We start from the raw sequence: 24,983 nt of genomic DNA, 5'->3' as shown, positions 1-24,983 counted from the left end.
CGCCTTGCTGCGAACGAGCGGCTGGCAAGAGGTCCATTTCAAGGAAGCCGAACGATGTCGCTTAAAGTTAGCCGTTTTCAAGTTCACGAGGATGCCGTTCAGGCCAATGTCGCCGGCCGGACCTGTTCCTTGTCAGCGCTTGAGATCGGCGGCGAAGTGCTGGTCGTGCTGACATGGCTCGGCAACAGGGAGGCTGGCCTGCGCCGGCCGGAATACGTGTTGCCGCTCAATTCAATACCGTATCAGGTGCGCGAGCCGGATGCCCGCTCGCCCTATCGCTGGATCCTGACCGGGACCTTGCCGATGTCACTGTTCGACGGCAGCGCGTCGCGGCAGGTCCGCCGACAGCACGGCGTCGGCCCCGGCCCGGCGATCAACCTGCCTCTGCCTGCCACCGCGTCCTGATCGGCAACAAAGGCGCCGCCCGAACCGCTCACGCCGCCGACGGTGACCAAATGCATTTCGTGGGCGACGCTCGCCCTGTCGCGGCAGATACCGCGGTCACCTGCCCGGCGAGACCGATGGAGACGCCACGCAGAGAGACCCGGCCGAGCCGGCGCAATCTCAAAGCAAAACCATAGCGCGAGACATGGCGAAATACCCGCTTGCATCTGCCGGCATGGAGTGGTGTCATCGCGCTGTCGCGAACGCACAGTCTGATGCGGCTCGGTCTTGTTTCTGCGTGGGGCGCCGATGATTGACAATGCGCGTGTTACGATCTCGTCGGCACGGACGCGAAGAATGATGGCAATCGCGGCGGCTGTTGCCCTGTCGCTGGGGCTTTCCTCTTGCGCCGGAAAACCCGAGGGCGTCATGACCCCGGTTGCGCTCACCGCACAGACACCGAAAACCGCGCAGGTGGAGATGCTGGTCGCAACCACAAGGCAGCCTTCGGGCGACCCCGCGACACTGTTTTCGGGCGAGCGGGACGCCAACACCTTCATGACCGACGTCGCGGTCTCGATCCCGCCCGACACCGTGCGCAAGGCCGGCACGGTGCAATGGCCGCGCAAGCTGCCGCCCGATCCGGCGACCGACTTTGCGGTGACGCGGGTTCGGGAACTGGACACGCTCGCCGACGGCCGTGAATGGTTCAAGCAGCACAATGTCGGCGGCCACGCCTTCGTCTTCGTTCACGGTTTCAACAACCGCTACGAGGATTCGGTCTTCCGGTTGGCGCAGATCATCCACGATTCCGGCGCCCAGACGACGCCGATCCTGTTCACGTGGCCTTCGCGCGCCAATGTGTTCGAGTACAATTACGACAAGGAAAGCACCAACTACTCGCGCACCGCGCTCGAGGACACGCTACGCATCCTTTCGCAGGCCCCCAACGTCAAGGACATCACCATCCTCGCCCACTCCATGGGTACATGGCTGACGATGGAATCGCTCCGGCAGATGGGCATTCGCGACGGCAACGTGCCGTCAAAGATCCAGAACGTGATCCTGGCCTCGCCGGATATCGACCTCGACGTCTTTGCCAAGCAATGGGTGGAGATGGGCAAGAAGAAGCCGAAATTCACCATCTTCGTCTCGCAGGACGATCGTGCTCTGGCGCTTTCGAGCTTCATTTCCGGTGACGTTTCGCGCCTTGGCGCCATCGACCCGTCGAAGGAACCCTATCGTACGGACCTTGAAAAATCCGGCATCACCGCCATCGACCTGACCAAGGTCGAGACCGACGACGGGCTGCACCATGGAAAATTCGCCGAGAGCCCGGAAATCGTGCAGCTGATCGGCCAACGCCTGATCAAGGGCCAGACGCTGACCGACTCGAACATTTCCGTGGGAACAGGCATCGCCGCCGTTGTCGCCGGCACGGCGAGAGGCGTCGGCAATGTCGCCGCGACGACGTTGTCCGCACCGGTCAACATCATCGAAAATCCGCGGCCGGCAGCGAAGAAAAAGATCGTCGTCGGCGAAACGCTCGCAGGCGAGAAACCAAAGCCGGTTGCGGCCAACTGATCCCCATGGCGCCTGACCGCTGGGCGGACCTGGCGGCCTCGTATCAAGTCTCGATGATAGAACATCGAGACTTGATATCAGTCGCCGTCGCCGACGAAGCGGTAGCCGACGCCCGGTTCCGTTCGGATGATCTTGGGATCGGCCGGGTCGCGCTCGATCTTGCCGCGCAACTGGCCGATGAAGACGCGCAAATAATGCAGATCTTCGCCGTGCGCCGCGCCCCAGACCGAGGTCAGCAGCGTCTTGTGGGTGACGACGCGTCCGGCATGGTGCGCCAGCATGACCAGCAGATCATATTCCTTCGGCGTCAGACGCACCGGTTCGCCATCACGCGTCACCAGACGCTTGATCGTATCGATCGCCACGCCATCGGCCGAAAGCTGGGTATGCCCGCCCTCCATCTGGATGCGGTGGCGAAGGGCAGCGCGGATGCGCGCCGTCAGCTCGCCGATCCCGAAGGGTTTTTCGATGTAATCGTCGGCGCCAAGGTCAAGGGCGGCGATCTTTTCGCTCTCCCGGTCGCGCGCCGACAGGATGATGATCGGCACCTGCGACCAGGCGCGGATGTTGGCGATGACGTCCTTGCCGTCCATGTCGGGAAGGCCGAGATCGAGGATGACCACGTCGGGCGCGGTGGTCGCGGCCGCCTTCAGCGCCTCGGTTCCGGTCAAGGCCTCCAGCACGTCATATCCGGCAGCGCTCAGGGCCGGTCGCAGGAAGCGCTGGATCTGGGGTTCGTCGTCGACAACGAGGATGCGCTCCACGCTCATGCACGGTCCTTTTCAGATATTTCAGCTTCGGCGGCAGGGAAGCGCATGGAGATGCGCGTACCGCGACGTCTCAATGCCGGGCTTTCGGCTTTGATGCGGCCACCCATGGCCTCGACGAATCCCTTGGCGATCGACAGTCCGAGACCGGTGCCCGGTGTGCGGCCGTCCACCTTGCCCCGGCGGAAGAATTTTTCGAAGACCTGTTCGAGATCGCGCTCAGCGATTCCCTTGCCGAGATCGGTGACCGACAAGACGATGTCGTTGCCGTCGCGTCTGGCATAGATGCTGATCGGCTCGTCGCCGCCGTATTTATTGGCATTGTCGAGCAGGTTGAAGAGTACCTGGCCCAAAAGTACGCTGTCGCCGCGCATCAACGGCAGTTCCGGCGCGATGCTGGTCTCGATCTCGCGGTCCGGAAAATACTTGCGCGCCCGATCAACGGCAGCGCGCACCGCATCGGCGACATCCACCCAATCGCGCTTGGCATTGACCGTGCCCGCTTCGATGCGGGTCATGTCGAGCAGATTGGCGACGAAACGGGTGAGCCGGCCACCCTCTTCCTCGATCGATTGCAAGAGGTCATCGCGACTTTCCGGCGGCATGCGGTCGCCGAGCTGGCGCAGGCTGGTAACGGCGCCGGTTATGGTGGCAAGCGGCGTGCGCAGATCGTGCGAGATCGATGACAGAAGGGCGGCGCGAAACCGCTCGCCTTCCAGCTTGGCGGCGTGATCCAGGCTTTCGCGCGAAAGGCGAGCCCGGTCGATCGCGATCGCCGTCTGGTCGAGGATGGCAGCGAGCGCCCGCTCCTCGTTGATCTCCAGCGGCTTGCCGGCCTGCGCGAAACCGCAGACGCCGACGACGCCGTGCGGGCTCGTCAGCGGCCGGAAATGGAACGGGCTGTTCGGTAGCGTACCGGTGCCGTTTCCGGCCGCCTCCTTCTTGTCCATGGCCCAACGTGCGGCCATGGTGTCGGTGACATCAAGCTCGGTATCCGGCGGCCAGGCGGCCTTCAGGCGCAGGTCTCCCTCCTCCGGCAGCAGCACCGCGACATTGCGCTTCAGCGTCGTCTGCATCTGGGTGACTGCTGCCCAGAGCACGTCGTCGACATTTGCCGTGCCCGAGAGCTTGCGAGAGAAGTCATAGAGCGCCTGCGTTGCCGCCGCACGGCGCCGGGCGGATTTTGCCTGTTCGCGCACCCGGGAAGCTAGGCTGCCGGCAAGGGCTGCGGCAACCAGGAAAATGAACAGCGCGAAGACTTCGTGCGGCTCCGCCACGGTGAAGGTGCCGACCGGATTGATGAAGAAGAAGTTGTAGGCAAGCACCGAAAGAAGGGCTGCCGCGATTGCCGAGACGTGGCCGGCATAGGTTGCCGATGCCAGCACCGCCAGGAGGAACAGCAGCGAAATGTTCGGCAGGATGATGAAACGCTCGATGAGCACGCCGAGCGCCGTTGCCGCTGCCACGGTGGCGGCGGCAATGGCAAGTGCCCGCCCAAAACCCTCGGGCATTTTCCGTTTGCCGGTGACGTTTCGCTTCGCGCGCGGCTGTTCCTTGTCGGTCACGAGATGAATGCCGACACCGGTGATGCGCTCGGCCAGTGCATCGGGAAGCGATTGCCGGAAGAGACGCATCGGGAAAGGCTGGCGCTTCGTGCCGATGACGATCTGCGTCGCGTGCTCACGGCGCGCAAGCTTGAGGATCTCTTCGACGAAATCGTTGCCGACGATGCGGCGGGTCTCCGCACCGAGCTGTTCGGCAAGACGGAAGGTCTCGTCGAGCCTTTTCGCCGCCTCGCCGTCGCCGCTTTCACGGTCGGCCCGCTCGATGAAGACGACGATCCAGGGTGCGTTCAGCCCGGAAGCCAGGCGGCTGGCAGTGCGCACGACCTTTTCCGACAGCGGATCGGGGCCGATGCAGACCAACAGGCGCTCGCCGCTGGCCCAGGGCCCTTCGATGGCGTTCTGCTTGAGATAGTCGACCATCTGGTCATCGACCCGGTCGGCGGTGCGCCTGAGCGCCAGCTCGCGCAGCGCCGTCAGATTGCCGAGGCGGAAGAAGCGCTCGGTGGCGCGCTTGGCGCTGTCGGGTAGGTAGACCTTACCTTGGTTCAGCCGTTCGATGAGTTCGGCCGGCGGCAGATCGACCAGCAACACGTCGTCGGCACGGCTGAGAACCGTGTCGGGTACGCGCTCGCGCACCGCAACACCGGTGATCTGGGCGACGACATCGGACAGGCTTTCCAGATGCTGGATGTTGAGCGCCGTCCAGACGTCGATGCCGGCGGCAATCAGCTCTTCCACATCCTGAAAGCGCTTGGGATGGCGGCTGGCCTCCGGATTGCTATGCGCCAGTTCGTCGACGACGATGATCTTCGGGCGGCGGGCGAGCGCAGCGTCGAGGTCGAATTCAGAAAGCACGCGGCCGCGATGGTTCACATCGCGGCGCGGCAGTATCTCCAGTCCTTCGACGAGCGCAGCGGTCTCGCCGCGCCCATGGGTCTCCACCAGACCGATGACGATGTCGACGCCGTCGGACTTCAGCCGACGCGCGCGCGTCAGCATGGTATAGGTCTTGCCCACGCCTGGGGCTGCGCCGAGGAAAACCGTCAGCTTTCCCCTTCGCCCCTGCCCGGCCAGCGCCAGCAGGGCATCCGGGTCGGGGCGGCTTTTCGATTCGCGATCGGTTTCAGGCATTCAAGATCTCTGGTGGCATCTCAGGCTTCGCACTCAGCTTCTCCGGGCATCCAGAGCAAGGTTGAGTTCTAGCACATTGATGCGCGGCTCGCCTATGATCCCGAACAGACGACCTTCCGTTGCCTGTTCCACCAACGTCACCACGTCGGCTTCGGCAACCCCTCGAGCCTTGGCAACACGCGACACCTGCTCGCGGGCGAAGGTCGGCGAAATATGCGGGTCGAGGCCGGAGCCCGACGCCGTGCCGCCATCGGCGGCAATCTCGCCTGTTACACCGCTGGCGCGCAGCTTCTCGACATCGGCGGCCACCCGCTCCTTCAGCTTGGCCGAGGTCGGGCCGAGGTTGGAGCCGGTCGAGCCGCCGGCATTGTAGGGTTCGGGCCCAGTCGCGGAGGGGCGCGGCCAGAAATATTTGTCGGCGGCGAAATTCTGCCCGATCAGATCGGAGCCGACGACGGTGCCGTCGATGCGGATCAGGCTGCCATTGGCCTGCGCCGGCATCAAGGCCTGGGCGACGCCGGTGATGGCGAAGGGATAGGCAAGGCCGGTGATCGCGGTCAACAGCAGGGCCATGACGATTGCGGGGCGAAGTTGGTTCAACATGATTACACCAGATTGAGAGCGGAGACGACGACGTCGACGAGCTTGATGCCGGCAAAGGGCAGGATCAGGCCGCCGAGGCCGTAGACCAGCAGGTTGCGGCGCAGGAGTGCTGCGGCACCAACAGGGCGGTACTTGACGCCCTTCAGCGCCAGCGGGATGAGCGCGACAATGATCAAGGCGTTGAAGATCACCGCCGACAGGATCGCCGACTGCGGCGATGTCAGGCCCATGATGTTGAGGGCCGCCAGCGCCGGATAGGTGGTGATGAACAGCGCCGGGATGATGGCGAAGTATTTCGCCACGTCGTTGGCGATCGAGAAGGTCGTCAGCGAGCCGCGCGTCATCAGCAGTTGCTTGCCGATCTCGACGATCTCGATCAGCTTCGTCGGGCTCGAATCGAGGTCGACCATGTTGGCCGCCTCGCGCGCCGCCTGCGTGCCGGTCTGCATCGCCACCCCGACGTCTGCCTGGGCAAGCGCCGGCGCGTCGTTGGTGCCGTCGCCGCACATGGCGATCAGGCGGCCGCCCTGCTGCTCCTTACGGATATAGCCAAGCTTGTCTTCCGGTGTCGCCTCGGCGAGGAAGTCGTCGACACCGGCTTCCGACGCGATCGCCGCTGCCGTCACCGGGTTATCGCCGGTCACCATGACGGTGCGGATGCCCATGGCGCGAAGGGCTGCAAAACGCTCCTTGATGCCGGGCTTGACCACGTCCTTGAGGTGGATGACGCCGAGCAGGCGGTTGCCGTCGGTAACGGCGAGCGGCGTGCCGCCGGTGCGTGCGACCTGGTCGACGGCGCGGCGGAATTCGGCCGGCACATTCTCGTCGCGAACGCCTGCAAACTTCAGGATCGAATCGACAGCCCCCTTGCGCAGTCGACGACCGGCGAAGTCGACGCCCGACAGGCGCGTTTCGGCGGCAAAGGGCACGACAGCATCGATTGCCAATGCCCCTGACTGAACGGAGCCGCCACCGACGGCCAGAGCCACGACCTCACGGTTCGCCTGCTTACCAGAAATGGGCAGAGTGACAGATGGCGTCTGGCGGCCAAATTCACCGGTTGCCAACGCAGCAATCGAGCGGCCTTCCGGCGTCTCGTCGGCAAGGCTTGCCAGCAGCGCCGCATCGGCCAGTTCGGCATCGGTGACGCCTGGAACCGGCATGAAATTGGCGGCCATTCGGTTGCCGAAGGTGATGGTACCTGTCTTGTCGAGCAGCAGCGTGTCGACGTCACCGGCCGCCTCAACTGCGCGGCCTGATGTGGCAATGACGTTGAAGCGCACCAGCCGGTCCATGCCCGCGATGCCGATGGCCGACAGGAGGCCACCGATGGTGGTCGGGATCAGGGTGACGAGCAGGGCCGAAAGAACCGTGACCGACAGAACCGTGCCGGAGTAGCCGGCAAGACCCCAAAGCGTCACGACGGCAACGAGGAAGACCAGCGTCAGGCCGGACAGCAGGATCGACAGCGCGATCTCGTTCGGGGTTTTCTGGCGCTGCGCGCCTTCGATGAGCGCGATCATGCGGTCGACGAAGGTGTCGCCCGGTGCCGTGCCGATGCGCACCTTGATCCAGTCGGACAGCACCTGGGTGCCGCCGGTGACGGCGGATCGGTCGCCGCCGGATTCCCGGATCACAGGCGCGGATTCACCGGTGATCGCACTTTCGTTGACCGAGGCGACGCCCTCGACGACGTCGCCGTCGCCGGGGATCAATTCGCCGGCTTCGACGAGCACGAGGTCGCCGACCTTCAGCGAGGTGGCGGCGATCGTTTGGGTTTCACGACCTTCCGCCGAGACCAGCTTGCGGGCCATCAACTCGGACTTGGTGCGACGCAGGCTGTCGGCCTGCGCCTTGCCGCGCCCTTCGGCGACGGCCTCGGCGAAGGTGGCAAACAGCACCGTGAACCACAGCCAGGCGGCAATTTGCCCTGAGAACAGCGGGCTTCCGGTCCCGGTAGCCAGATCGCGGATGAAGAAGACCGTGACCATGGCGGCCACCACCTCGGTGACGAAGATCACCGGATTGCGGATGAGCTGGCGCGGGTCGAGCTTGGTGAATGCGGCCTTGAAGGCCGGCAGGATAATCGCCGGATCGAGTAAGCTCGGGGCGACGGGTTTCGAAGACATGGTCTGTTCCTTCAGAAGGTCTGGCCCGAGAGCATGGCGAATTGCTCGACGATGGGACCGAGCGCGAGGGCCGGGAAATACTGCAAGCCCCCGAGGATGAGGATGATGCCGATGAGCAGGCCAACGAAGAGCGGCGTGTGCGTCGGGAAGGTTCCCGTGGAAGCTGGAACGCGGGTCTTGGCGGCGATCGAGCCGGCAATCGCCAGAACCGGGATCGCATAGGCGAAGCGGCCGAGCAGCATCGCAAAGCCGAGCGTGGTGTTGTACCAGGGCGTGTTGGCCGAGAGGCCGCCGAAGGCGGAGCCGTTGTTGCCGGTGGCCGAGGTGTAGGCGTAAAGGATCTCCGACAGACCATGCGGACCTGAGGTGCCGATACTGGCGACGGCCGAGGGCATGACAGCCGAGATCGCGGTGAAGCCGAGTATCGAGGCCGGCAGGATGAGGATCGCCAGCATGGCGTATTTCATCTCGCGCCCCTCGATCTTCTTGCCGAGCAGTTCGGGCGTGCGCCCGACCATCAGGCCGGCGACGAAGACGGCGAGGATCGCGAAGACGACCATGCCGTAAAGGCCGGAGCCGACACCGCCTGGCAGCACTTCGCCAAGCTGGATCAGGAGCATTGGAACGAGACCGCCGATGCCGGTGAAGGAGCCGTGCATGCCGTTGACCGCGCCGGTCGAGATACCGGTGGTGACGCCGGCATAGGCTGCCGACATCGCTTGGCCGAAGCGAACTTCCTTGCCTTCCATATTGCCGAGCGAAGCTTCGAGGCCGAGGCCGTGCAGGATCGGGTTGCCGTAGCTTTCCGCCCAATAGATGACGCCGATGCCGGCGATCAGAAGGGTCGCCATGGCGGCGATGAAGGCCCAGCCCTGGCGGCGGTCACCGACCATCTGGCCGAAGGTGTAGACCAGTGCCGAGGTGATCGACAGCATTGCGAAGATCGACAGGTAGTTGCTGAGCGCGCTCGGGTTTTCGAACGGATGCGCCGCATTGGCGTTGAAGAAGCCGCCGCCATTGGTGCCGAGCTGCTTGATCGCCTCCTGGCTTGCGACCGGGCCGAGCGCGATCGTCTGCTGTACGCCCTCGAGCGTGGTGGCGCTGACGGAACCATTGAAGGTTTGCGGCATGCCCATCGCCACGAAGGCGAGTGCAACGACGACGGCCAGCGGCAGGAGGACGTAGAGCGTCGAACGGGTCAGATCGACCCAGAAATTGCCGAGCGTTGCCGCACCGGAACGGGCAAAGGCACGGGTCACGGCAAGCGCAATGGCGATGCCGGTCGCTGCAGAGACGAAGTTCTGCACCGTGAGCCCAGCCATCTGGCTGAAATGGCTCATGGTGGTCTCGCCGCCATAGGACTGCCAGTTGGTGTTGGTGAGGAAGCTGACCGCCGTGTTAAAGGCGAGGTCCGCCGGCACGTCGGCAAAGCCTTGAGGGTTCACCGGCAGCGACCCCTGGAAGCGCAGGATGGCGTAGAGAAGCACGAAGCCGGCAGCGCTGAAGGCGAGCATCGACAGCGTATAGGCGAGCCAGCCTTGCTCCTTCTTCGCATCAACGCCGGCCGCCAGATAGAGCCCGCGCTCGACGGGTCCAAGCACCGGAGAGAGGAAGTTGCGCTCGCCGGCGAAAACCCGGGCCATGTAGAGGCCAAGCGGCTTGATCGCAAGCAAGACGGCGAGAAAGAGGAGGCCGATCTGCAGCCACCCGATAATAGACATGAGGAATTCTCCACGAAAGACGACCGGACGGTACGAAGTCTCGACCCCGTACAAAGCCTCGACCGGGGTACGAAGTCTCGACCCGGGTACGAAGTCTCGACCCTGGGGTCAGAACCGTTCCGGCCGAACGAGAGTCACGATGAGATAGACCGCCAGTGCGGCCGCGACGGAGATGCCAACGAAGGCTTCGAACATCGATGCCTCCTAGAGCCGGCTGAGCGTGCGCGCATAGAGCGCAAACACGACAAGGCCGCCGATGCCGGCGGCGAGAAAAAGTAGATCGGACATGTGCATTCTCCGGGACTGGTTATGGCCGGATGATGCACCCTCGGCGGGTCAATTATCGATTGGGATGGTTTTGCGCGGGCATAAGGAAAAGATAAGGACACTGCCGCCGCCCAAAGGCGGCTGGCAGATCGGCACCATCAGCCCTTGATGATCGGGCTGACCGTCGGTGCGGCTTCGCTGGTCACTTCGCGCATCCACTCGCGCCAGATGGCGACGAGCAGCGCCATCAGCACCGGGCCGACGAACAGGCCGAGAAAGCCCATAGTCTTCACCCCGCCGACAAGGCCGAAAAAGGTCGGCAGGAAGGGCAGCTTGATCGGGCCGCCGACGAGGCGCGGACGCAAGGTCTTGTCGACGATGAAGAGTTCCGTCGTGCCCCAGGCAAACAGCGCGATGCCGTGAACCGGCGAACCGCTGGCAACGAGATAGACGGAAACCAGCGTGAAGCAGAGCGGCGCACCGCCGGGGATCAGCGCCATCAGGCCGGTGATGATGCCGAGCGTGACCGGTGAGGGAACGCCCGCCAGCCAATAGGCGACGCCGAGCACGATGCCCTCGCCGATCGCGATGATGCCCATGCCTGTTACCGTCGAGCTGATCGTCAGCGGCACCACGCGCGACAGCCGCTCCCAGCGCATCGGGAAGATGCGCTCGCCAAGATGGTCGAGCTGCTTGGAGAAGGAATGTCCGTCGCGATAGACGAAGAACAGCGTGATCAGCATGAAGAGCAGTGTCAGAAAGGCGTGAAACGCCGAAGCGCCGATGACCAGCACGCCGCGATAGATGTTGCCGATGTTGGAACCGCTGACGAGCTGGACCAGTTCGCCGAGCGCACCGGGATGGCCGACATATTTCACCCATTGTTCGCCGAGCCAGACGCCGGCAACCGGGATCGTCGTCAGCCAGACTGGCACGCCCGCGCCGTTGGCATTGGTTTCAACGGCCCAGACCAGCCAGTCGCGCACTTCGTCGACCGCATAGACGGCAGCAACCGAGATCGGCACGACGATGAAGGCCACGACGCTGATGATGGCGATGGTCGCTGCGAGCGTCCGATTGCCGCCGACCGCCGTCAGCAGCCGACGGTAGATCGGCCAGCTGGCAAAACCGATGACAACGGCGGCCAGAACTGGAACCACGAAACCGTTGAAGAAATAGACACCGGCAAGAAGAACGAAGACGAGCATCCAGCGCGCCGCCGTGATCGGTCCAACAAGTGCGGAGCGCGACGTCGCCGGATACCCGAAGAGCCGCGGCTCTGCGGGAAGGTTTTCTCGTTCGCGATTGCCCAGTTGCACCAACATTCCTCCGTCTTCAAACGACTTTACAGCAAACCCGAGGCCTTGCCAGCCTTCGGCTGCCCCATGCCCCTGGTTTACGGTAGTTTCAGGGCCGCGACCGAGGCTAGCGGCGGGACATGACAGAAAAATTTAGCGGCGCGCAAGCTCCAAGGCCTTATTTGATCGCGGCGGTCATTCTGCCGCACGTATCGTGGCGCGCTTGATCGTCTCGGCGCGGTCGACGAAAACCGAGGCGAGGAAGATGCCGAAACCGGCAACGCCCATCACGGCGCCGACGAGGCCGGTCGAGGTCCAGCCGTAGCCTGCGGCAATCGACCAGCCGCCAAGCCAAGCCCCAAGCGCATTGGCAAGGTTGAAGGCCGAATGGCTGAGCGCTGCGGCAAGCGTCTGCGCCTCGCCCGACACGTCCATCAACCGGGTCTGCACACCCGGCACGACGGCAAAGCCGCCGCCGATGAAGAGCACGTTGACGATGGCGATCCACGGGTTGCCCATGGTGAAATAGAACAGCACATAGGCGAGGATGTTGAAGGCGAGCGCGATGCCAATCGCCGGCAGCAGCGCCCAGTCGGCAAGCCGCGAACCGACGATGTTGCCGAGGATCATGCCGGCACCGAACACTGACAGCATGATCGGCACATTGGCGACGGAAACGCCTGCGACCTCTGTCAGTGCAGGGGCGATGTAGCTGAAGACGGCGAACATGCCACCGCAGCCGATCGCGCAGATGCCGAGCATCAGCCAGACCTGCAATTTGCCCAAGGCGCCGAGTTCACGCAGCGGCGTGGCCTGCGGATTGCCCTTGTCGCGCGGCACGTAAGACCAGGTCAGCGCAATGGTCAGAAGGCTGATGGCGCCGACGATGGCAAAGGCCGAGCGCCAGCCGAGCGCCTGACCGAACCAGGCGACCAGCGGCGTTCCGAACAGGGTGGCGATCGTCAGGCCCATCATCACCCGCCCGACGGCCCTCGCCCGCTGGTTGGGTGCGGCAAGCCCGGCGGCGACCAGCGCCGCCACGCCGAAATAGGCGCCGTGCGGAAGACCGGCAAAGAAGCGCGCGGCAACCAGCGTGTAGAAATCCGGCGCGATGGCACTGGCGAAATTGCCGATCGCAAACAGAAGCATCAGCACGAGAAGCACCCGGAAACGTGAAAACCGCGCCGCAAGCACAGCAATCAGCGGCGCGCCAACGACGACACCGAGCGCATAGGCACTGATCACGGCGCCGGCCTTCGGCACCGAAACGCCGACGTCATCGGCCACCTGCGGCAGCAGGCCCATGATGGCGAATTCTCCCGTGCCGATCCCGAACCCACCGACGGCGAGCGCAATCTCGGCAACGGAAATGCGGCTCCGGCGCGGATCGACGGCGGAAGAATAGGCTTCGTCACACATGAGCAATACCTGTGTCGTCCGCTCTCTGGGAGCGGAACAAATCTGTGGGTGCTGGCAGCAGATATCGGATGGAGTCCGATGGGGGTATGTTGCAATGCAATACAGGCTTTGACCCCTGATAGCAAAGGCTTTGCGGCACTCATCATACTTTTTCGTGCGCGCGCAGCAGGCCGGTTAACCGTTAGCTGAGTTGACGTTTACGTCAAAGTTATATAATTCCGAATCTCGGCTTGAAGAGGTGTCGCAAAAGCATCATCTTCATCGGCAAGAGAAGACCGGGAGGGTTTCTTCTCTGGCCGCAAGCAAGGCCAGCCTGTGGCGACCAGAGGGAGAGAGGTCATGGCGGAACTCAACACGCAACCAACAGGCACCAGCCCGGAGAAAATCTGGCTGAAGTCCTATCCGCCGGGCATCGCTGCCGAGATCGGCCCACTGCCCTACAGATCGATCGGTGATTTCTTCGACCATGCCGTCGCGCGCTATTCGCGCCGCTTCGCCTTTACCTGCATGGGCAAGTCGCTGACCTTCTCAGAACTCAATGCCGAATCCGCCAAGATCGGCGCCTGGCTGCAGGCACGCGGGCTGTCGAAGGGCGACCGCGTCGCGGTGATGATGCCGAACATCCTGCAAAACCCCGTCATCGTCTACGGTATCCTCAGGGCAGGCTTCACGGTCGTCAACGTCAACCCGCTCTACACGCCGCGCGAACTGGAGCATCAACTCGTCGATTCCGGCGCCAAGGCGATCTTCGTTCTCGAAAACTTCGCCCATACCGTCCAGCAAGTTGCGGCCAAGACCAGCGTCAAGCATGTGGTGGTCGCCACGATGGGCGACATGCTCGGCTTCAAGGGCGTGATCGTCAATCTGGTCGTGCGCCGGGTGAAGAAGCTGGTGCCCGCCTGGTCGATCCCCGGCCATCACTCCTTCAGGTCCGTGCTTGCCGAAGGCGGTCGTCGGAAGCTGACCAAGCCCAATGTCGCTCCTGGTGACGTCGCTTTCCTGCAATATACCGGCGGCACCACAGGCGTTTCCAAGGGCGCGACGCTCACCCATTCCAACCTGTTGTCGAACATGGCGCAGATGGAAATCTGGTTCGACACGGCGTTCCGTTCGCGCCCGCGTCCCGACAATCTCGTCTTCATGTGCGCGCTGCCGCTTTATCATATCTTCGCGCTGACGGTGAACTCGCTGATGGGCCTTGCCACCGGCGGCAACAACATCCTGATCCCCAACCCGCGCGATATTCCAGGCTTCGTCGCGGAACTCGGCAAGTACAAGACCAACATCTTCCCGGGGCTCAACACGCTGTTCAACGCGCTGATGAACAACGCCGAATTCCAGAAGCTCGATTTCTCGTCGCTGATGCTGACCTTCGGTGGCGGCATGGCGATCCAGAGACCTGTTGCCGAACGTTGGCAGAAGATGACGGGATGCCCGATCGCCGAAGGTTACGGCCTTTCCGAGACATCGCCGGTCGCCACCGCCAACCTTCTCGACTCGACCGAATTTACCGGCACGATCGGCTATCCGATCCCCTCGACCGAGATCGAGATCCGCGACGACCAGGGCAACACCTTGCCGATCGGGGACGTCGGCGAAATCTGCATTCGCGGACCGCAGGTCATGGCCGGTTACTGGCAGCGCCCGGACGAGACCGCCAAGGCGATCTCGCCTGACGGCTTCTTCCGCTCCGGCGATATCGGCTTCATCAACGCCGTCGGCCTCGTCAAGATCGTCGACCGGAAGAAGGACATGATCCTGGTTTCGGGCTTCAACGTCTTCCCGAACGAGGTCGAGGAAGTGGCGATGACGCACCCCGGCATTCTCGAATGCGCGGCAATCGGCATTCCCGACGAACATTCGGGAGAGGCGGTCAAGCTGTTCGTGGTCCGCAAGGATCCGGCCCTGACCGAAGAGGACGTCAAGAAGCACTGCGCAGCCAATCTCACCAACTACAAGCGGCCGCGCTTCGTCGAGTTCCGCACCGAGTTGCCGAAAACCAATGTCGGCAAGATCCTGCGCAAGGACCTCCGGGGCTAAGGGCCGCCCCGACTTAAAACGATTTAAAAAATCCTGAAAACCGCCACTCCGGCGGTTTTGCGGGCTTGATTCGGACAATGCAAAGCGAATAGCTACGCAGGCGACTGTCCGACACAAGGAGCCCCGCGATGAAAGCGCTTGTCGATCAACTCAAAGCAACCGCCGCGCAAACCAATGCGACCGATATCCGCGCCGCCTTCGCGAGCGATGCCGAACGCTTCTCGCGCTTCAGCACCTCACTCGACGATCTGCTGCTCGACTATTCGAAATGCGCGGTGAACGAACAGGTACTCGACGGCCTCGAAGCGCTGGCGAAAGCCGCCAAGGTCGAAGAGAAGCGCGACGCGATGTTCCGCGGCGATATCATCAACATCACCGAAGAGCGCGCTGTGCTTCACACGGCGCTGCGCAACCGCGGCAATCACCCTGTGCTCGTCGACGGCAAGGACGTGATGCCCGACGTCAACGGCGTGCTCGAAACCATGGGCGCATTTGCCGACGGCATCCGTTCCGGCGCGCTCAAGGGGGCGACCGGCAAGAAGATTACTGATGTCGTCAATATCGGCATCGGCGGCTCCGACCTCGGGCCTGTCATGGCGACGCTGGCGCTCGCACCCTTCCATGACGGCCCGCGCCTGCATTTCGTTTCCAACATCGATGGCGCGCATATCGCCGACACGCTGAAGCTCGTTGAACCGGAAACGACGCTCTTCATCATCGCCTCCAAGACGTTTACGACCATCGAAACGATGACCAATGCGGCAACGGCCCGCGCCTTCATCGCCGACAAGCTCGGCGAAGCAGCCGTCGGCCATCACTTCGCTGCCGTCTCGACGGCACTCGACAAGGTCGCGGCCTTCGGCATCGACCAGGCGCGCGTCTTCGGCTTCTGGGACTGGGTCGGTGGCCGCTATTCGATCTGGTCGGCGATCGGCCTGCCGCTGATGATTGCCATCGGCAAGGAGAATTTCGGCCGCTTCCTCGATGGCGGCCACGCCATCGACGAGCATTTCCGCACCGCGCCGATCCGTGAGAACCTGCCGATGCTGCTCGGCCTCCTCGGCTTCTACAACCGCAACGTCCTCGGCTACCCCTCGCGCGCGATCCTGCCTTACGACCAGCGCCTGTCGCGCTTTCCGGCCTACCTGCAGCAGCTCGACATGGAATCGAACGGCAAGGCCGTCACGCTCGACAGCAAGCCGGTCGAGTTTTCGACCGGCCCGGTCGTCTGGGGCGAGCCCGGCACCAATGGCCAGCACGCCTTCTACCAGCTGATCCACCAGGGCACGGATGTCATCCCGGCCGAGTTCATGATCGCCGCCAACGGTCACGAGAAGACCCTGCGCCACCAGCACGAGCTGCTGATCGCCAATTGCCTTGCGCAGTCCGAAGCCCTGATGAAGGGCCGCACGCTTGCCGAGGCGAAGGCGCAGCTGACCTCCAAGGGCATGGCGGACGCCAAGGCGGATAAGATTGCGCCGCATCGCGTCTTCGCCGGCAACCGCCCGTCGCTGACGCTGGTCTACGACCAGCTCGATCCCTTCGCGCTCGGCCGTCTGATCGCCCTCTACGAGCACCGCGTCTTCGTCGAAGGTGCGCTCTTCAACATCAACTCCTTCGACCAGTGGGGCGTCGAGCTCGGCAAGGAGCTGGCAACGGGCCTTCTGCCGGTTGTCGAGGGCAAGGAAAGTGCTGCCGGTCATGATTCGTCGACGGCAGGCCTTGTGGCCGTGCTGCTCAAGGCTGCCCGCTAAAAACCAATGACAGGGCGCGTGGCGCGCCCTGTCCTCTCACGCGGCGCAGGCGGGCAATGCCTTTACGCCGGACTGGTGGAGCAGGTCCATCACATCCAGTCCCGACAGGATCTGGAAATAGCTTTCGTCTGAGCGGGTGCGGATCCATGCATCGACGGTAAGTTTCCGGTCGGTGGGGAACGCACCCGTCCAGCAGCCGCCGGAAAAACCGACCGAAAGGCTGCCTCGGCCTTTTGTTTCGGTCCCCTTGGTCGCCGCAATCTTCTCCTGCATATCGCGCAGGCGCTCTTCATCGGCAGGCGTCAAGGTCAGGACATAGAGCGTCTGGCCATCCCGCATCCGCTCTGTCAGATCAGGCGCTCCGGCATTGCCGGACTGGACCTGAAGCGCGAAACGGCGCGTGTCGAGCGGCGAACCATCCGCCTTCCAGGAGATCCCGAGCGTCGCATCGCCCCGCCTGAGCGAGAGCGCTTCCGGCACCAACAGCGCGACGCGCAGTTCCGCGGGATCGGACCTGAGCGGATCGATACCAGACAGTTTTTCAAACGAGCCGACATTGAGCGCTGCGCAGGCGGCGAGCACATTGAGCGACAGGAAAAGGCAGGGATTCATCAAAATACGGAACGACATGAAAAGCACCAAATCACAATTGACGCGAATTAATTATCGTTTTACATTAAAAAAACAAGTGAGCCGATAAGGAATTTTCTAATGACCGGATCCCCGGAGCGACTGCGGAAGCTGAGCCGCATCATGAAGCTGATGGTCGTCCTGTGCGGCGCGTTGTTCTGCTCGGCCGTGGTCTATGGCCACTGGCAGATCTTCTTCGACAGAGCCGGCTTCGAGCAAGGCATCCGCGATGTGGTTTTCCCGAGGGTCTCGGCCATCACGCTCTCCTATCGCGCGATCGCAACCGTCGTGTTTCTGACCGCCTTGAACAATGCGCTGGTTATCGCCGGGCTTGCCTTTGCCTGGCAGTTGTTCGACGGCTTCGAGCGCGGAGAAATTCTCTCCAGCCGCAATGGCGTGCTATTGAAACGGATCGGGATCATCTCAATCATCGGATCCGTGTGCATGATCATCAGCAATGCGATCGGCATAATGGCCGTCACCTACGACAATCCGGCGGCAACCGGGCACTCGGTCTTCATCGACATCAACGGCGGAACGCTGATCTTGATGCTGATGGCCGGGCTGCTTCTGGTGCTTGGTCACGTCATGGTCATCGCATCGGGGATCGAAGCCGAGAACCGGAGCTTCGTCTAGCGGATGCCGATCGTCGTAAACCTCGATGTCATGCTGGCAAAACGCAAGGTACGCTCACGTGACCTTGCCGAGCAGGTCGGCATCACCGAGCAGAACATATCTCTCTTGAAATCCGGCAAGGTCAAAGGCGTGCGCTTCGACACGCTGGAAAAGATCTGCGCCGTTCTCGATTGCCAGCCCGGCGACATCCTCGAATACCGCCCGGAGGAAAAGGATTGAACTGAAATCGGGCTCTTCTCAGAGCCCGATTTCGTGTTTCCATGGCGGATTGGCGCCGGCGCGCGAAACGGTGACGGCAGCGGCCTTGGCGCCCAGCGCCAGGGCATCGCGGACGGCACTTTCCGAGAGGCTCGCAACGGCATCCTTCGTCAGGAGCCCGCTCAGCTTCAGCGACGCCAGTACACCGGCATCGAAGGTATCGCCGGCGCCGACCGTGTCGACGACCGTGACGCGTTCGCCGGCGACGTCCGCCTTGTGGCGAGCGGTGTAACCAACGGCGCCATCGGCACCCTTAGTGATCAGCACCAACTTCGGCCCGCGCGTCAGCCATTCGGCAGCGAGATCATCGTGGCTGCCGACCATGCCGAACCAGTCGAGGTCTTCATCCGAGAACTTGATGATGTCGGACATCGCCGCCATGCGGTTCATCCGCGCGAGATGAGCGTCCCGGTCCTTGATGAAACCGGGCCGGATGTTCGGGTCGAAGGAGATGACCCGCTTCTCGTGTTCGCGGGTCATCAGCGCCTCGTAGGTCGAGCCGCATGGCTCGGGGATCAGGCTGATCGCACCGAAATGCAGCGCCTCGCAGAAGTCGCCGAGCGCTGGCAGATGGTCCTTCGTGATCATCCGGCCGGCCGTGTTCTCGTCGAAGAAGGCATAGGTGGCATGGCCGTTGACGAGCTTGACGAAGGCGAGCGTCGTGTGCAGCGACAAGGTCGCGCAAGGGGCGAAGTCGACATTCGCCGCCTTCAGCGTTTCGCGCAGGATATCGCCAAACATGTCGTCGGAGAGGCCGGTGAAGAAGCCGGTGGGAATGCCAAGCCGGCCGAGCGCGATTGCCGTGTTGAAGATCGCCCCGCCGGCATAGGGTGCAAAGGCACTCTCGCCCGCGGTCGTATCCCGCGGCAGCATGTCGATCAGCGCTTCACCACAACATACGATCATCGGCTCTTCCTCCTCGGTAGAATTTCAATCGATTTAAAGACTGGATATCGAGAGCTGCGGGGCCCCGGCATAACCGGGGCCTCGCCAGACTTTATGCAAGAGCGCTGACGCCGCCATTGCGGCCGGACCAGGCCAGCGGATCGTTGAGGAAGGCCTCGACTTCGCCAAGCGTCTTTTCGTCGAACAGCGCCTGCTCGCGGGCAACGGCCAGGACATTGCGCCAGGTGGCGATCCAGTGCAGGTCGACGCCCTTGCCCTTCATCTCGCCGACCGCTTCCGGGAAGATGTCGTAGTAGAAGAGCGCGATGCCGTGATCGACGACGCCGCCGGCAGCGCGAATGGCGTCGATGAACTTGAACATCGAGCCGCCGGCCGTCGTCAGGTCCTCGATGACGAGAACGCGGGCGCCTTCCGGCATGTGACCTTCGATCTGGGCGTTGCGGCCGTGGCCCTTCGGCGCCTTGCGCACGTAGATCATCGGCAGGCCCAGGCGCTCGGCCAGCATGGCGGCGAAGGGAATGCCCGCCGTCTCGCCACCGGCCACGACGTCGAACTGCTCGAAGCCCGCCTCGCGCAGGATCGATGCGGCAGCAAAATCCATCACCGCCGAGCGGATGGGCGGATAGGAAATCAGCTTGCGGCAGTCGATATAGACAGGGCTCGCCATGCCGGATGACAGCTTGTAGGGCTTGTCGGCGCTGAAATGCACCGCCTTGATCTCCCAGAGCATCTTTGCGACCAGTTCGGCCATCACGGCCTTGTCGGTGAACGCGTTGGAAAACATCAAACTCTCCTTCAAATACTTCGGGTGATCAGACGACGGCCCAGTGCAGCGGGAACATCGGATCAAAAACGGTGACGGGGCCGGCGCCGGTGTCGATCTTGGCGGGATAGCTGACGGCGTCCGCCTGCTTGCGAAGTGTGATCGTCTCGTCATTGGCAGGCAGGCCGTACCAGGCCGGACCATTCAACGACGCGAAGGCTTCGAGCTTGTCGAGTGCTGCTTCCTCTTCGAACACATGGGCAAGGCAGCTCATGGTGTTGATCGAGGTGTAGATGCCGGCGCAGCCGCAGGCGCATTCCTTCAGCGGATCGACATGCGGCGCCGAGTCGGTGCCGAGGAAGAAACGGGCATCGCCCGAGGTCGCAGCCGCGCGCAGAGCCAGACGGTGGTTCTCGCGCTTGGCGACCGGCAGGCAATAGTAGTGCGGCTTGATACCGCCGACGAGAATGGCGTTGCGGTTGATGATCAGGTGGTGCGTGGTGATAGAGCCGGCGAGATTGGCCTTCGACGCCTTGATGTAGTCGACGCCGTCCTTGGTGGTGACGTGCTCCATCGTCACTTTCAGTTCCGGCAGGCGCTTGCGCAAGGGGTCGAGCACGGTTTCGATGAACACTGCCTCGCGGTCGAAGATGTCGACATCCGACGCCGTGACTTCGCCATGGACGCAGAGTGGCAGGCCGATCTTCGCCATGCGCTCCAGTACCGGCATAGCCTCGTCGATGTTGCGAACGCCGCTGTGCGAATTGGTGGTGGCGCCAGCCGGGTAAAGCTTGACCGCCTTGACGAGGCCGCTCTTGTGGCCAGCCTCGACGTCGTCGGGGTTGGTACCCGCCGTGAGATAAAGGGTCATCAGCGGCTCGAAGCGGTCGCCGGCCGGAATGGCGGCAACGATCCGCTCGCGATAGGCCTCAGCATCCGCCGCGGTGACGACCGGCGGCACGAGGTTGGGCATGATGATCGCGCGGGCGAAATGGCGGCTGGTATCGGCGATGACGCCCTTCAGCATGTCGCCGTCGCGCAGGTGAAGGTGCCAATCATCCGGCCGGCGGATAACGAGGTCTTGCATGGTCAGCGTTCTCCTAGGTCAGAGCGGAATGCCGATGGAAAACCGAAGACATTTTTCCTCATCCCGCTCTCGGCTCGCACCCGATCCGCGCGCGCGGCTTTGCGAGCCGGCAGGTGCGGGTGGCGGGTGGTTACTCATGTGGTGAAACCGCGTCTCGATATCACCAATGCGCCCGAAAACACAATCCGCAATCCGACCATCGCTCAGAAATCCGCAAGCACGAGGTCGGCAGGGCGCTGATGACCGACCACCCGATGGGCGTTCGGGATATCGTTGCCGAGCGCCTTTCGCCGCGCCGCCTCCTCGTCATAACCATGATCGCGCCAGCGCTTCAGCAAGCGCCGCTCCAACTCCTCGATGCCGGGATTGATGAAGATGGAGAAGTCGAAGGCGCCATCGAGCTTCGTCCAGGGCGCCTCGTCGAGCAGCAGATAATTGCCTTCGGCGAGAATGATGCGGGTATCGGCGGCCACCACCCGCGCCGAGGCGATCGCCAGTTCGCGCGAGCGATCGAAGACCGGCACCAGCACCTCGCCGTCATTGGCCCTGACGGCCGCGATCGTCGCCAGAAACGACCTCAGATCAAAAGTTTCGGGAGCGCCTTTGCGGGCAAGCAGGCCCTTTTGCTCGAGCACTGCGTTGTCCATGTGAAAGCCGTCCATCGGCAGCACCGCCGCCTTTTCACCGACTGCCACCAGCGCTTCGGCGAGCGCGTCGGACAGGGTCGATTTTCCGGCGCCGGGCGGGCCGGCAATCGCGACGATGAAACGGGCAGCACCTGCCGCCCGTTCCAGAAGCTCGTCAACCAACGGCACAACAGTCATGCCGCGAGCGCCTCACGCGGCGGTTCCTTGGCGCCGGTCATGAAGGCGACGGCATCCGACATGGTGTGTTCCTTCGGGTTGATGACGCAGAGGCGCTTGCCAAGCCGGTGGATGTGGATGCGGTCGGCGACCTCGAACACATGCGGCATGTTGTGCGAGATCAGCACGATCGGCAGGCCGCGCGAACGCACGTCGAGGATCAGTTCCAGCACGCGCCGGCTTTCCTTGACGCCGAGCGCTGCCGTCGGCTCGTCCATGATCACCACCTTGGAGCCGAAGGCCGCAGCACGCGCCACGGCCACGCCCTGGCGCTGGCCGCCCGAAAGGGTTTCCACCGCCTGGTTGATGTTCTGGATCGTCATCAGGCCAAGCTCGGAGAGCTTTGCCCGCGCCCGCTTCTCCATCTCCGCCCGGTCGAGCGTGCGGAACAGCTTACCCATGATGCCCGGTTTGCGGATCTCGCGACCGAGGAACATGTTGTCGGCGATCGACAGCGCCGGCGATAGCGCCAGGTTCTGGTAAACCGTTTCGATGCCGGCGGAGCGCGCCTCCATCGGCGAGCGGAAATTGATCAACTGGCCTTCGAGCCGGATCTCGCCCTCATCGGGCGTGATGGCGCCCGAGATCGCTTTGATCATCGAGGACTTGCCGGCACCGTTGTCGCCGATGACGGCAAGGATTTCGCCCGGGTAGAGGTCGAAATCGGCATGGTCGAGAGCCGTAACCCGGCCATAGCGCTTGACCAGGCCGCGTGCGGTGAGAAGGGGTTCCTGAGCCATCAGCCTGCTACCTTTCTGATCCACTGGTCGATTGCAACGGCGGTAATGATCAAGACGCCGGTCAAGAAGACTTTCCATTGCGGATCGGCGCCCAGCATGTTGAGGCCCATCGAGACCACGCCGACGATCATCGCGCCGATCAGGGTTCCAAGGATCGACCCACGTCCGCCGAAGAGCGAGATGCCGCCGATCACGGCCGCGGTGATGGCCTGCAAATTGTAGTCGGTGACCGCTGCCGACGGCGAGATCGAGCCGTTGCGGCCGATCGAGACCCAGGCGGCAAGTGCTGCAATCAGGCCGGCGAGCGTATAGGCGCTGAGCAGCACGCGACTGGTGCGGATACCGGAAAGCTTGGCCGCTTCCGGGTCGTCGCCGACCGCATAGAGATGCCGCCCCCAAGCGGTGTGATTGAGCGCGTACCAGAGGCCGAGAACCAGGACGACCATCATGACCACGCCGAGGGTGAAGACGGCGGAGCCGATCTTGAAGCTGACGCCGAAGACGTGAAGCATCTGGGTGACAGCCGTCACGTCGGCCTCGCGGATCGTCGCATTGGCCGAATAGATGAAGTTCGTCGCCATGATGATGTACCAGGTGCCGAGCGTCACGATGAACGGCGGAAGCTTGACCCTGGAAACGAGGAAACCGTTGAGGAAGCCGCAGGCACCGCCAACGAGGAATCCGAGAAAGATCGCGATCGGCGCCGGAAGGCCGTAGGTCACGGCGCTGTTGCCCATGATGACAGCGGAAAGCACCATGATCACGCCGATCGAAAGGTCGATGCCGGCCGTCAGGATGACCAATGTCTGCGCAGCCCCAAGGATGCCGACAATGGCGATCTGCTGCAAAATCAGCGTCAGCGTATAGGACGAGAAGAACTTTCCGCCGATCGCCAGACCGAAGATTAGGATCGCTGCAACGAGCACGATGAACGGCACGGCCGCCGGCGTCGAATGCAGGAAATGCTGGATCCTCTGGATCGGCGTCTTGTCATGCGTGTCGAACGACGCGACCTGCGTCGAACTGTTGACCAGGACTTTTTCGAATTCCTGGGATGGCTGTGCGGCTGCGTTGGGCTCGCCCATGGACCTTCCTCCGGTGAACCCCACTCCCAAGGGGTTGCGATGCAATCTGGTGCACAGCCCGCCCACCAGTGGCGGGCATCAGCACTCACTCTAGAGCACCCTGTCTTCAAGTGGAATCACGTGAGGGCAGAAAGGTGCTCCAGAACTAAAGTGCTAGAGCGTCCTTTGTGCGTTCATAGGAACGCACGGCGCTCTAGAAGCTGCGCGGTTTTCGCCGCCTTGTCAAAGACATCGGCGCTTATGCGAAGGGCGGCCGGGGCCGCCCTTCCGTTGTTCAGCCATGCGTTCTAAGAGTTGAGGCGATTAGCCCCAGCACTTGTCCGTGCCGACCTTGGTGTCGATCGATTCGACGCCGGCAGCCGGCTTGTCGGTGACCAGCGAAACGCCGGTGTCGAAGAAGTCCTTGCCTTCGGTCGGCTTCGGCTTTTCGCCGGTGTCGGCAAACTTCTTGATCGCCTCGATGCCAAGCGCTGCCATCATCAGCGGATACTGCTGCGAGGTCGCGCCGATGACGCCTTCTGCGACCGACTTGACGCCGGGGCAACCGCCGTCGACCGACACGATCAGCACGTCCTTCTCCTTGCCGACGGCTTTCAGCGCCTGATAGGCGCCGACGGCTGCCGGCTCGTTGATGGTGTGGATCACGTTGATATCAGGGTCTTTCTGCAGAAGGTTTTCCATCGCCTTACGGCCACCTTCTTCGTTGCCGTTGGTGACGTCGTGGCCGACGATGCGGGCATCGTCTTCATCGCCGATCTTGGCCGGGTCCTTCGGGTCGATGCCGAAGCCGATCATGAAGCCCTGGTCGCGCAGGACGTCGACGGTCGGCTGCGACGGCGTCAGATCGAGGAAGCCGACCTTGGCGGTCTTGGCGCCCTCGCCCATCGTGGCGGCGGCCCACTGGCCGATCAGCTTGCCGGCAAGCAGGTTGTCGGTGGCGAAGGTCGCGTCGGCAGCGGTTGCCGGATCAAGCGGCGTGTCGAGCGCGATGACCAGAAGACCGGCTTCCTGCGCCTTCTTCACCTGATCGACGATCGCCTTGGTGTCGGAAGCGGCGATCAGGATACCCTTGGCGCCATCGGCGATGCAGGATTCGATTGCAGCCACCTGGCTGTCATGGTCGCCGTCGATCTTGCCGGCGTAGGACTTCAGCGTGACGCCGAGTTCCTGGGCCTTGGCGGCAGCGCCTTCCTTCATCTTGACGAAGAAGGGATTGGTATCTGTCTTGGTAATCAGGCAGGCGCTGACATCGGCGGCCTGTGCCGGGGCGGCGAAAACGACGCCGAGCGACAGCACGCCGAACGCGGCGGAGAGAACAGTCTTCTTCATGTAATCCTCCCAAGGATGAAAAAC

The 24,983-nt window shown here is 63.1% G+C and carries 22 protein-coding genes; 6 read left to right on the top strand and 16 right to left on the bottom strand.

Going from position 1 to position 24,983, the window contains the following annotated elements; genetic code table 11:
• The first annotated feature begins 54 nt into the window (after positions 1-54).
• Positions 55-405: a hypothetical protein gene (locus LPJGGPFB_RS04305; RefSeq protein ID WP_173418894.1), complete on the top strand. Its 351-nt coding sequence runs from the start codon at positions 55-57 to the stop codon at positions 403-405.
• 336 nt (positions 406-741) lie between these two features.
• Positions 742-1,968, top strand: coding sequence for an alpha/beta hydrolase (locus LPJGGPFB_RS04300; protein ID WP_234902764.1), 1,227 nt, complete (start codon positions 742-744; stop codon positions 1,966-1,968).
• A 77-nt stretch (positions 1,969-2,045) separates the two neighbouring features.
• Here the strand turns inward: LPJGGPFB_RS04300 and LPJGGPFB_RS04295 are convergent, their stop codons facing one another.
• From LPJGGPFB_RS04295 to LPJGGPFB_RS04255, 8 genes are all read right to left on the bottom strand, one after another.
• The gene (locus tag LPJGGPFB_RS04295) at positions 2,046-2,738 is read right to left on the bottom strand and encodes a response regulator (protein ID WP_173418892.1); all 693 of its coding nucleotides are present in this window, start codon (positions 2,736-2,738) and stop codon (positions 2,046-2,048) included.
• Entirely contained in the window at positions 2,735-5,431 is a 2,697-nt protein-coding gene (locus LPJGGPFB_RS04290; RefSeq protein ID WP_173418891.1) for a sensor histidine kinase, read from the bottom strand. The genes LPJGGPFB_RS04295 and LPJGGPFB_RS04290 overlap by 4 nt, the downstream gene beginning before the upstream one ends.
• A gap of 33 nt (positions 5,432-5,464) precedes the next feature.
• The gene (gene kdpC / locus LPJGGPFB_RS04285) at positions 5,465-6,034 is read right to left on the bottom strand and encodes a potassium-transporting ATPase subunit KdpC (RefSeq protein WP_173418890.1); all 570 of its coding nucleotides are present in this window, start codon (positions 6,032-6,034) and stop codon (positions 5,465-5,467) included.
• 2 nt (positions 6,035-6,036) lie between these two features.
• Positions 6,037-8,163, bottom strand: coding sequence for a potassium-transporting ATPase subunit KdpB (gene kdpB, locus LPJGGPFB_RS04280; RefSeq protein ID WP_173418889.1), 2,127 nt, complete (start codon positions 8,161-8,163; stop codon positions 6,037-6,039).
• Between the two features lie 11 nt (positions 8,164-8,174).
• The gene (kdpA, locus tag LPJGGPFB_RS04275; protein WP_173418888.1) at positions 8,175-9,884 is read right to left on the bottom strand and encodes a potassium-transporting ATPase subunit KdpA; all 1,710 of its coding nucleotides are present in this window, start codon (positions 9,882-9,884) and stop codon (positions 8,175-8,177) included.
• A gap of 108 nt (positions 9,885-9,992) precedes the next feature.
• Positions 9,993-10,079 carry a K(+)-transporting ATPase subunit F gene (gene kdpF / locus LPJGGPFB_RS33675; RefSeq protein WP_173420947.1) on the bottom strand — a complete coding sequence of 29 codons (87 nt, stop codon included), beginning with the start codon at positions 10,077-10,079 and terminating at the stop codon, positions 9,993-9,995.
• A gap of 230 nt (positions 10,080-10,309) precedes the next feature.
• Positions 10,310-11,476 (bottom strand): AI-2E family transporter, encoded by a 1,167-nt coding sequence (locus tag LPJGGPFB_RS04260; protein ID WP_210264349.1) that lies wholly within the window; start codon positions 11,474-11,476, stop codon positions 10,310-10,312.
• Between the two features lie 168 nt (positions 11,477-11,644).
• Positions 11,645-12,868 carry an MFS transporter gene (locus tag LPJGGPFB_RS04255; protein ID WP_173418887.1) on the bottom strand — a complete coding sequence of 408 codons (1,224 nt, stop codon included), beginning with the start codon at positions 12,866-12,868 and terminating at the stop codon, positions 11,645-11,647.
• A gap of 339 nt (positions 12,869-13,207) precedes the next feature.
• On the opposite strand from LPJGGPFB_RS04255, the gene LPJGGPFB_RS04250 reads away from it, so the two are divergent.
• Entirely contained in the window at positions 13,208-14,908 is a 1,701-nt protein-coding gene (locus LPJGGPFB_RS04250) for a long-chain fatty acid--CoA ligase (protein ID WP_173418886.1), read from the top strand.
• A gap of 128 nt (positions 14,909-15,036) precedes the next feature.
• The gene (gene pgi / locus LPJGGPFB_RS04245) at positions 15,037-16,662 is read left to right on the top strand and encodes a glucose-6-phosphate isomerase (RefSeq protein WP_173418885.1); all 1,626 of its coding nucleotides are present in this window, start codon (positions 15,037-15,039) and stop codon (positions 16,660-16,662) included.
• A 36-nt stretch (positions 16,663-16,698) separates the two neighbouring features.
• On the opposite strand, the gene LPJGGPFB_RS04240 is transcribed toward pgi, so the two are convergent.
• Positions 16,699-17,292, bottom strand: coding sequence for a hypothetical protein (locus LPJGGPFB_RS04240; protein WP_173418884.1), 594 nt, complete (start codon positions 17,290-17,292; stop codon positions 16,699-16,701).
• 81 nt (positions 17,293-17,373) lie between these two features.
• On the opposite strand from LPJGGPFB_RS04240, the gene LPJGGPFB_RS04235 reads away from it, so the two are divergent.
• On the top strand, positions 17,374-17,928 hold the full coding sequence (locus LPJGGPFB_RS04235) for a DUF2975 domain-containing protein (protein WP_173418883.1): 555 nt from the start codon (positions 17,374-17,376) through the stop codon (positions 17,926-17,928).
• Between the two features lie 3 nt (positions 17,929-17,931).
• Positions 17,932-18,147, top strand: coding sequence for a helix-turn-helix domain-containing protein (locus LPJGGPFB_RS04230; protein ID WP_025425777.1), 216 nt, complete (start codon positions 17,932-17,934; stop codon positions 18,145-18,147).
• An 18-nt stretch (positions 18,148-18,165) separates the two neighbouring features.
• Here LPJGGPFB_RS04230 and LPJGGPFB_RS04225 read toward each other — a convergent pair whose 3' ends face one another.
• The 7 genes from LPJGGPFB_RS04225 to LPJGGPFB_RS04195 all read right to left on the bottom strand — a co-directional run bounded on the left by LPJGGPFB_RS04225 (position 18,166) and on the right by LPJGGPFB_RS04195 (position 24,959).
• A complete protein-coding gene (locus LPJGGPFB_RS04225; protein ID WP_173418882.1) occupies positions 18,166-19,092 on the bottom strand; it encodes a carbohydrate kinase family protein in 927 nt (308 codons plus the stop codon).
• Positions 19,093-19,183: 91 nt separating this feature from the next.
• On the bottom strand, positions 19,184-19,876 hold the full coding sequence (locus LPJGGPFB_RS04220; RefSeq protein WP_173418881.1) for an orotate phosphoribosyltransferase: 693 nt from the start codon (positions 19,874-19,876) through the stop codon (positions 19,184-19,186).
• Between the two features lie 28 nt (positions 19,877-19,904).
• Positions 19,905-20,942 (bottom strand): dihydroorotase, encoded by a 1,038-nt coding sequence (pyrC, locus tag LPJGGPFB_RS04215; RefSeq protein ID WP_173418880.1) that lies wholly within the window; start codon positions 20,940-20,942, stop codon positions 19,905-19,907.
• A gap of 203 nt (positions 20,943-21,145) precedes the next feature.
• Positions 21,146-21,766, bottom strand: coding sequence for a nucleoside triphosphate hydrolase (locus LPJGGPFB_RS04210; protein WP_173418879.1), 621 nt, complete (start codon positions 21,764-21,766; stop codon positions 21,146-21,148).
• The gene (locus LPJGGPFB_RS04205) at positions 21,763-22,545 is read right to left on the bottom strand and encodes an ATP-binding cassette domain-containing protein (protein WP_173418878.1); all 783 of its coding nucleotides are present in this window, start codon (positions 22,543-22,545) and stop codon (positions 21,763-21,765) included. Before LPJGGPFB_RS04205 ends, LPJGGPFB_RS04210 begins: the two co-directional genes overlap by 4 nt.
• Entirely contained in the window at positions 22,545-23,630 is a 1,086-nt protein-coding gene (locus LPJGGPFB_RS04200; RefSeq protein WP_173418877.1) for an ABC transporter permease, read from the bottom strand. The genes LPJGGPFB_RS04205 and LPJGGPFB_RS04200 overlap by 1 nt, the downstream gene beginning before the upstream one ends.
• A 303-nt stretch (positions 23,631-23,933) precedes the next feature.
• A complete protein-coding gene (locus LPJGGPFB_RS04195; RefSeq protein ID WP_173418876.1) occupies positions 23,934-24,959 on the bottom strand; it encodes a sugar ABC transporter substrate-binding protein in 1,026 nt (341 codons plus the stop codon).
• Between the last annotated feature and the right edge of the window lie 24 nt (positions 24,960-24,983).

Origin of the sequence: Ensifer adhaerens (assembly GCF_013283195.1) — a bacterium.
GTDB classification, from domain to species: Bacteria; Pseudomonadota; Alphaproteobacteria; order Rhizobiales; family Rhizobiaceae; genus Ensifer; species Ensifer adhaerens_G.
The sequence above is the reverse complement of the archived record's forward strand: the minus strand, read 5'-3'. Positions and strand labels throughout refer to the sequence as shown.

Bases quoted from the DNA above. Each gene is read 5' to 3' on its own strand.
- kdpB (WP_173418889.1), bottom strand. From the start codon at position 8,163: ATGTCTTCGAAACCCGTCGCCCCGAGCTTACTCGATCCGGCGATTATC.
- LPJGGPFB_RS04195 (WP_173418876.1), bottom strand. From the start codon at position 24,959: ATGAAGAAGACTGTTCTCTCCGCCGCGTTCGGCGTGCTGTCGCTCGGC.
- LPJGGPFB_RS04240 (WP_173418884.1), bottom strand. From the start codon at position 17,292: ATGTCGTTCCGTATTTTGATGAATCCCTGCCTTTTCCTGTCGCTCAAT.
- LPJGGPFB_RS04225 (WP_173418882.1), bottom strand. From the start codon at position 19,092: ATGATCGTATGTTGTGGTGAAGCGCTGATCGACATGCTGCCGCGGGAT.
- kdpC (WP_173418890.1), bottom strand. From the start codon at position 6,034: ATGTTGAACCAACTTCGCCCCGCAATCGTCATGGCCCTGCTGTTGACC.
- LPJGGPFB_RS04290 (WP_173418891.1), bottom strand. From the start codon at position 5,431: ATGCCTGAAACCGATCGCGAATCGAAAAGCCGCCCCGACCCGGATGCC.
- LPJGGPFB_RS04255 (WP_173418887.1), bottom strand. From the start codon at position 12,868: ATGTGTGACGAAGCCTATTCTTCCGCCGTCGATCCGCGCCGGAGCCGC.
- LPJGGPFB_RS04205 (WP_173418878.1), bottom strand. From the start codon at position 22,545: ATGGCTCAGGAACCCCTTCTCACCGCACGCGGCCTGGTCAAGCGCTAT.
- LPJGGPFB_RS04230 (WP_025425777.1), top strand. From the start codon at position 17,932: ATGCCGATCGTCGTAAACCTCGATGTCATGCTGGCAAAACGCAAGGTA.
- pyrC (WP_173418880.1), bottom strand. From the start codon at position 20,942: ATGCAAGACCTCGTTATCCGCCGGCCGGATGATTGGCACCTTCACCTG.
- LPJGGPFB_RS04260 (WP_210264349.1), bottom strand. From the start codon at position 11,476: ATGTTGGTGCAACTGGGCAATCGCGAACGAGAAAACCTTCCCGCAGAG.
- kdpA (WP_173418888.1), bottom strand. From the start codon at position 9,884: ATGTCTATTATCGGGTGGCTGCAGATCGGCCTCCTCTTTCTCGCCGTC.
- LPJGGPFB_RS04200 (WP_173418877.1), bottom strand. From the start codon at position 23,630: ATGGGCGAGCCCAACGCAGCCGCACAGCCATCCCAGGAATTCGAAAAA.
- LPJGGPFB_RS04300 (WP_234902764.1), top strand. From the start codon at position 742: ATGATGGCAATCGCGGCGGCTGTTGCCCTGTCGCTGGGGCTTTCCTCT.
- LPJGGPFB_RS04220 (WP_173418881.1), bottom strand. From the start codon at position 19,876: ATGTTTTCCAACGCGTTCACCGACAAGGCCGTGATGGCCGAACTGGTC.
- kdpF (WP_173420947.1), bottom strand. From the start codon at position 10,079: ATGTTCGAAGCCTTCGTTGGCATCTCCGTCGCGGCCGCACTGGCGGTC.
- LPJGGPFB_RS04295 (WP_173418892.1), bottom strand. From the start codon at position 2,738: ATGAGCGTGGAGCGCATCCTCGTTGTCGACGACGAACCCCAGATCCAG.
- LPJGGPFB_RS04235 (WP_173418883.1), top strand. From the start codon at position 17,374: ATGACCGGATCCCCGGAGCGACTGCGGAAGCTGAGCCGCATCATGAAG.
- pgi (WP_173418885.1), top strand. From the start codon at position 15,037: ATGAAAGCGCTTGTCGATCAACTCAAAGCAACCGCCGCGCAAACCAAT.
- LPJGGPFB_RS04250 (WP_173418886.1), top strand. From the start codon at position 13,208: ATGGCGGAACTCAACACGCAACCAACAGGCACCAGCCCGGAGAAAATC.
- LPJGGPFB_RS04210 (WP_173418879.1), bottom strand. From the start codon at position 21,766: ATGACTGTTGTGCCGTTGGTTGACGAGCTTCTGGAACGGGCGGCAGGT.
- LPJGGPFB_RS04305 (WP_173418894.1), top strand. From the start codon at position 55: ATGTCGCTTAAAGTTAGCCGTTTTCAAGTTCACGAGGATGCCGTTCAG.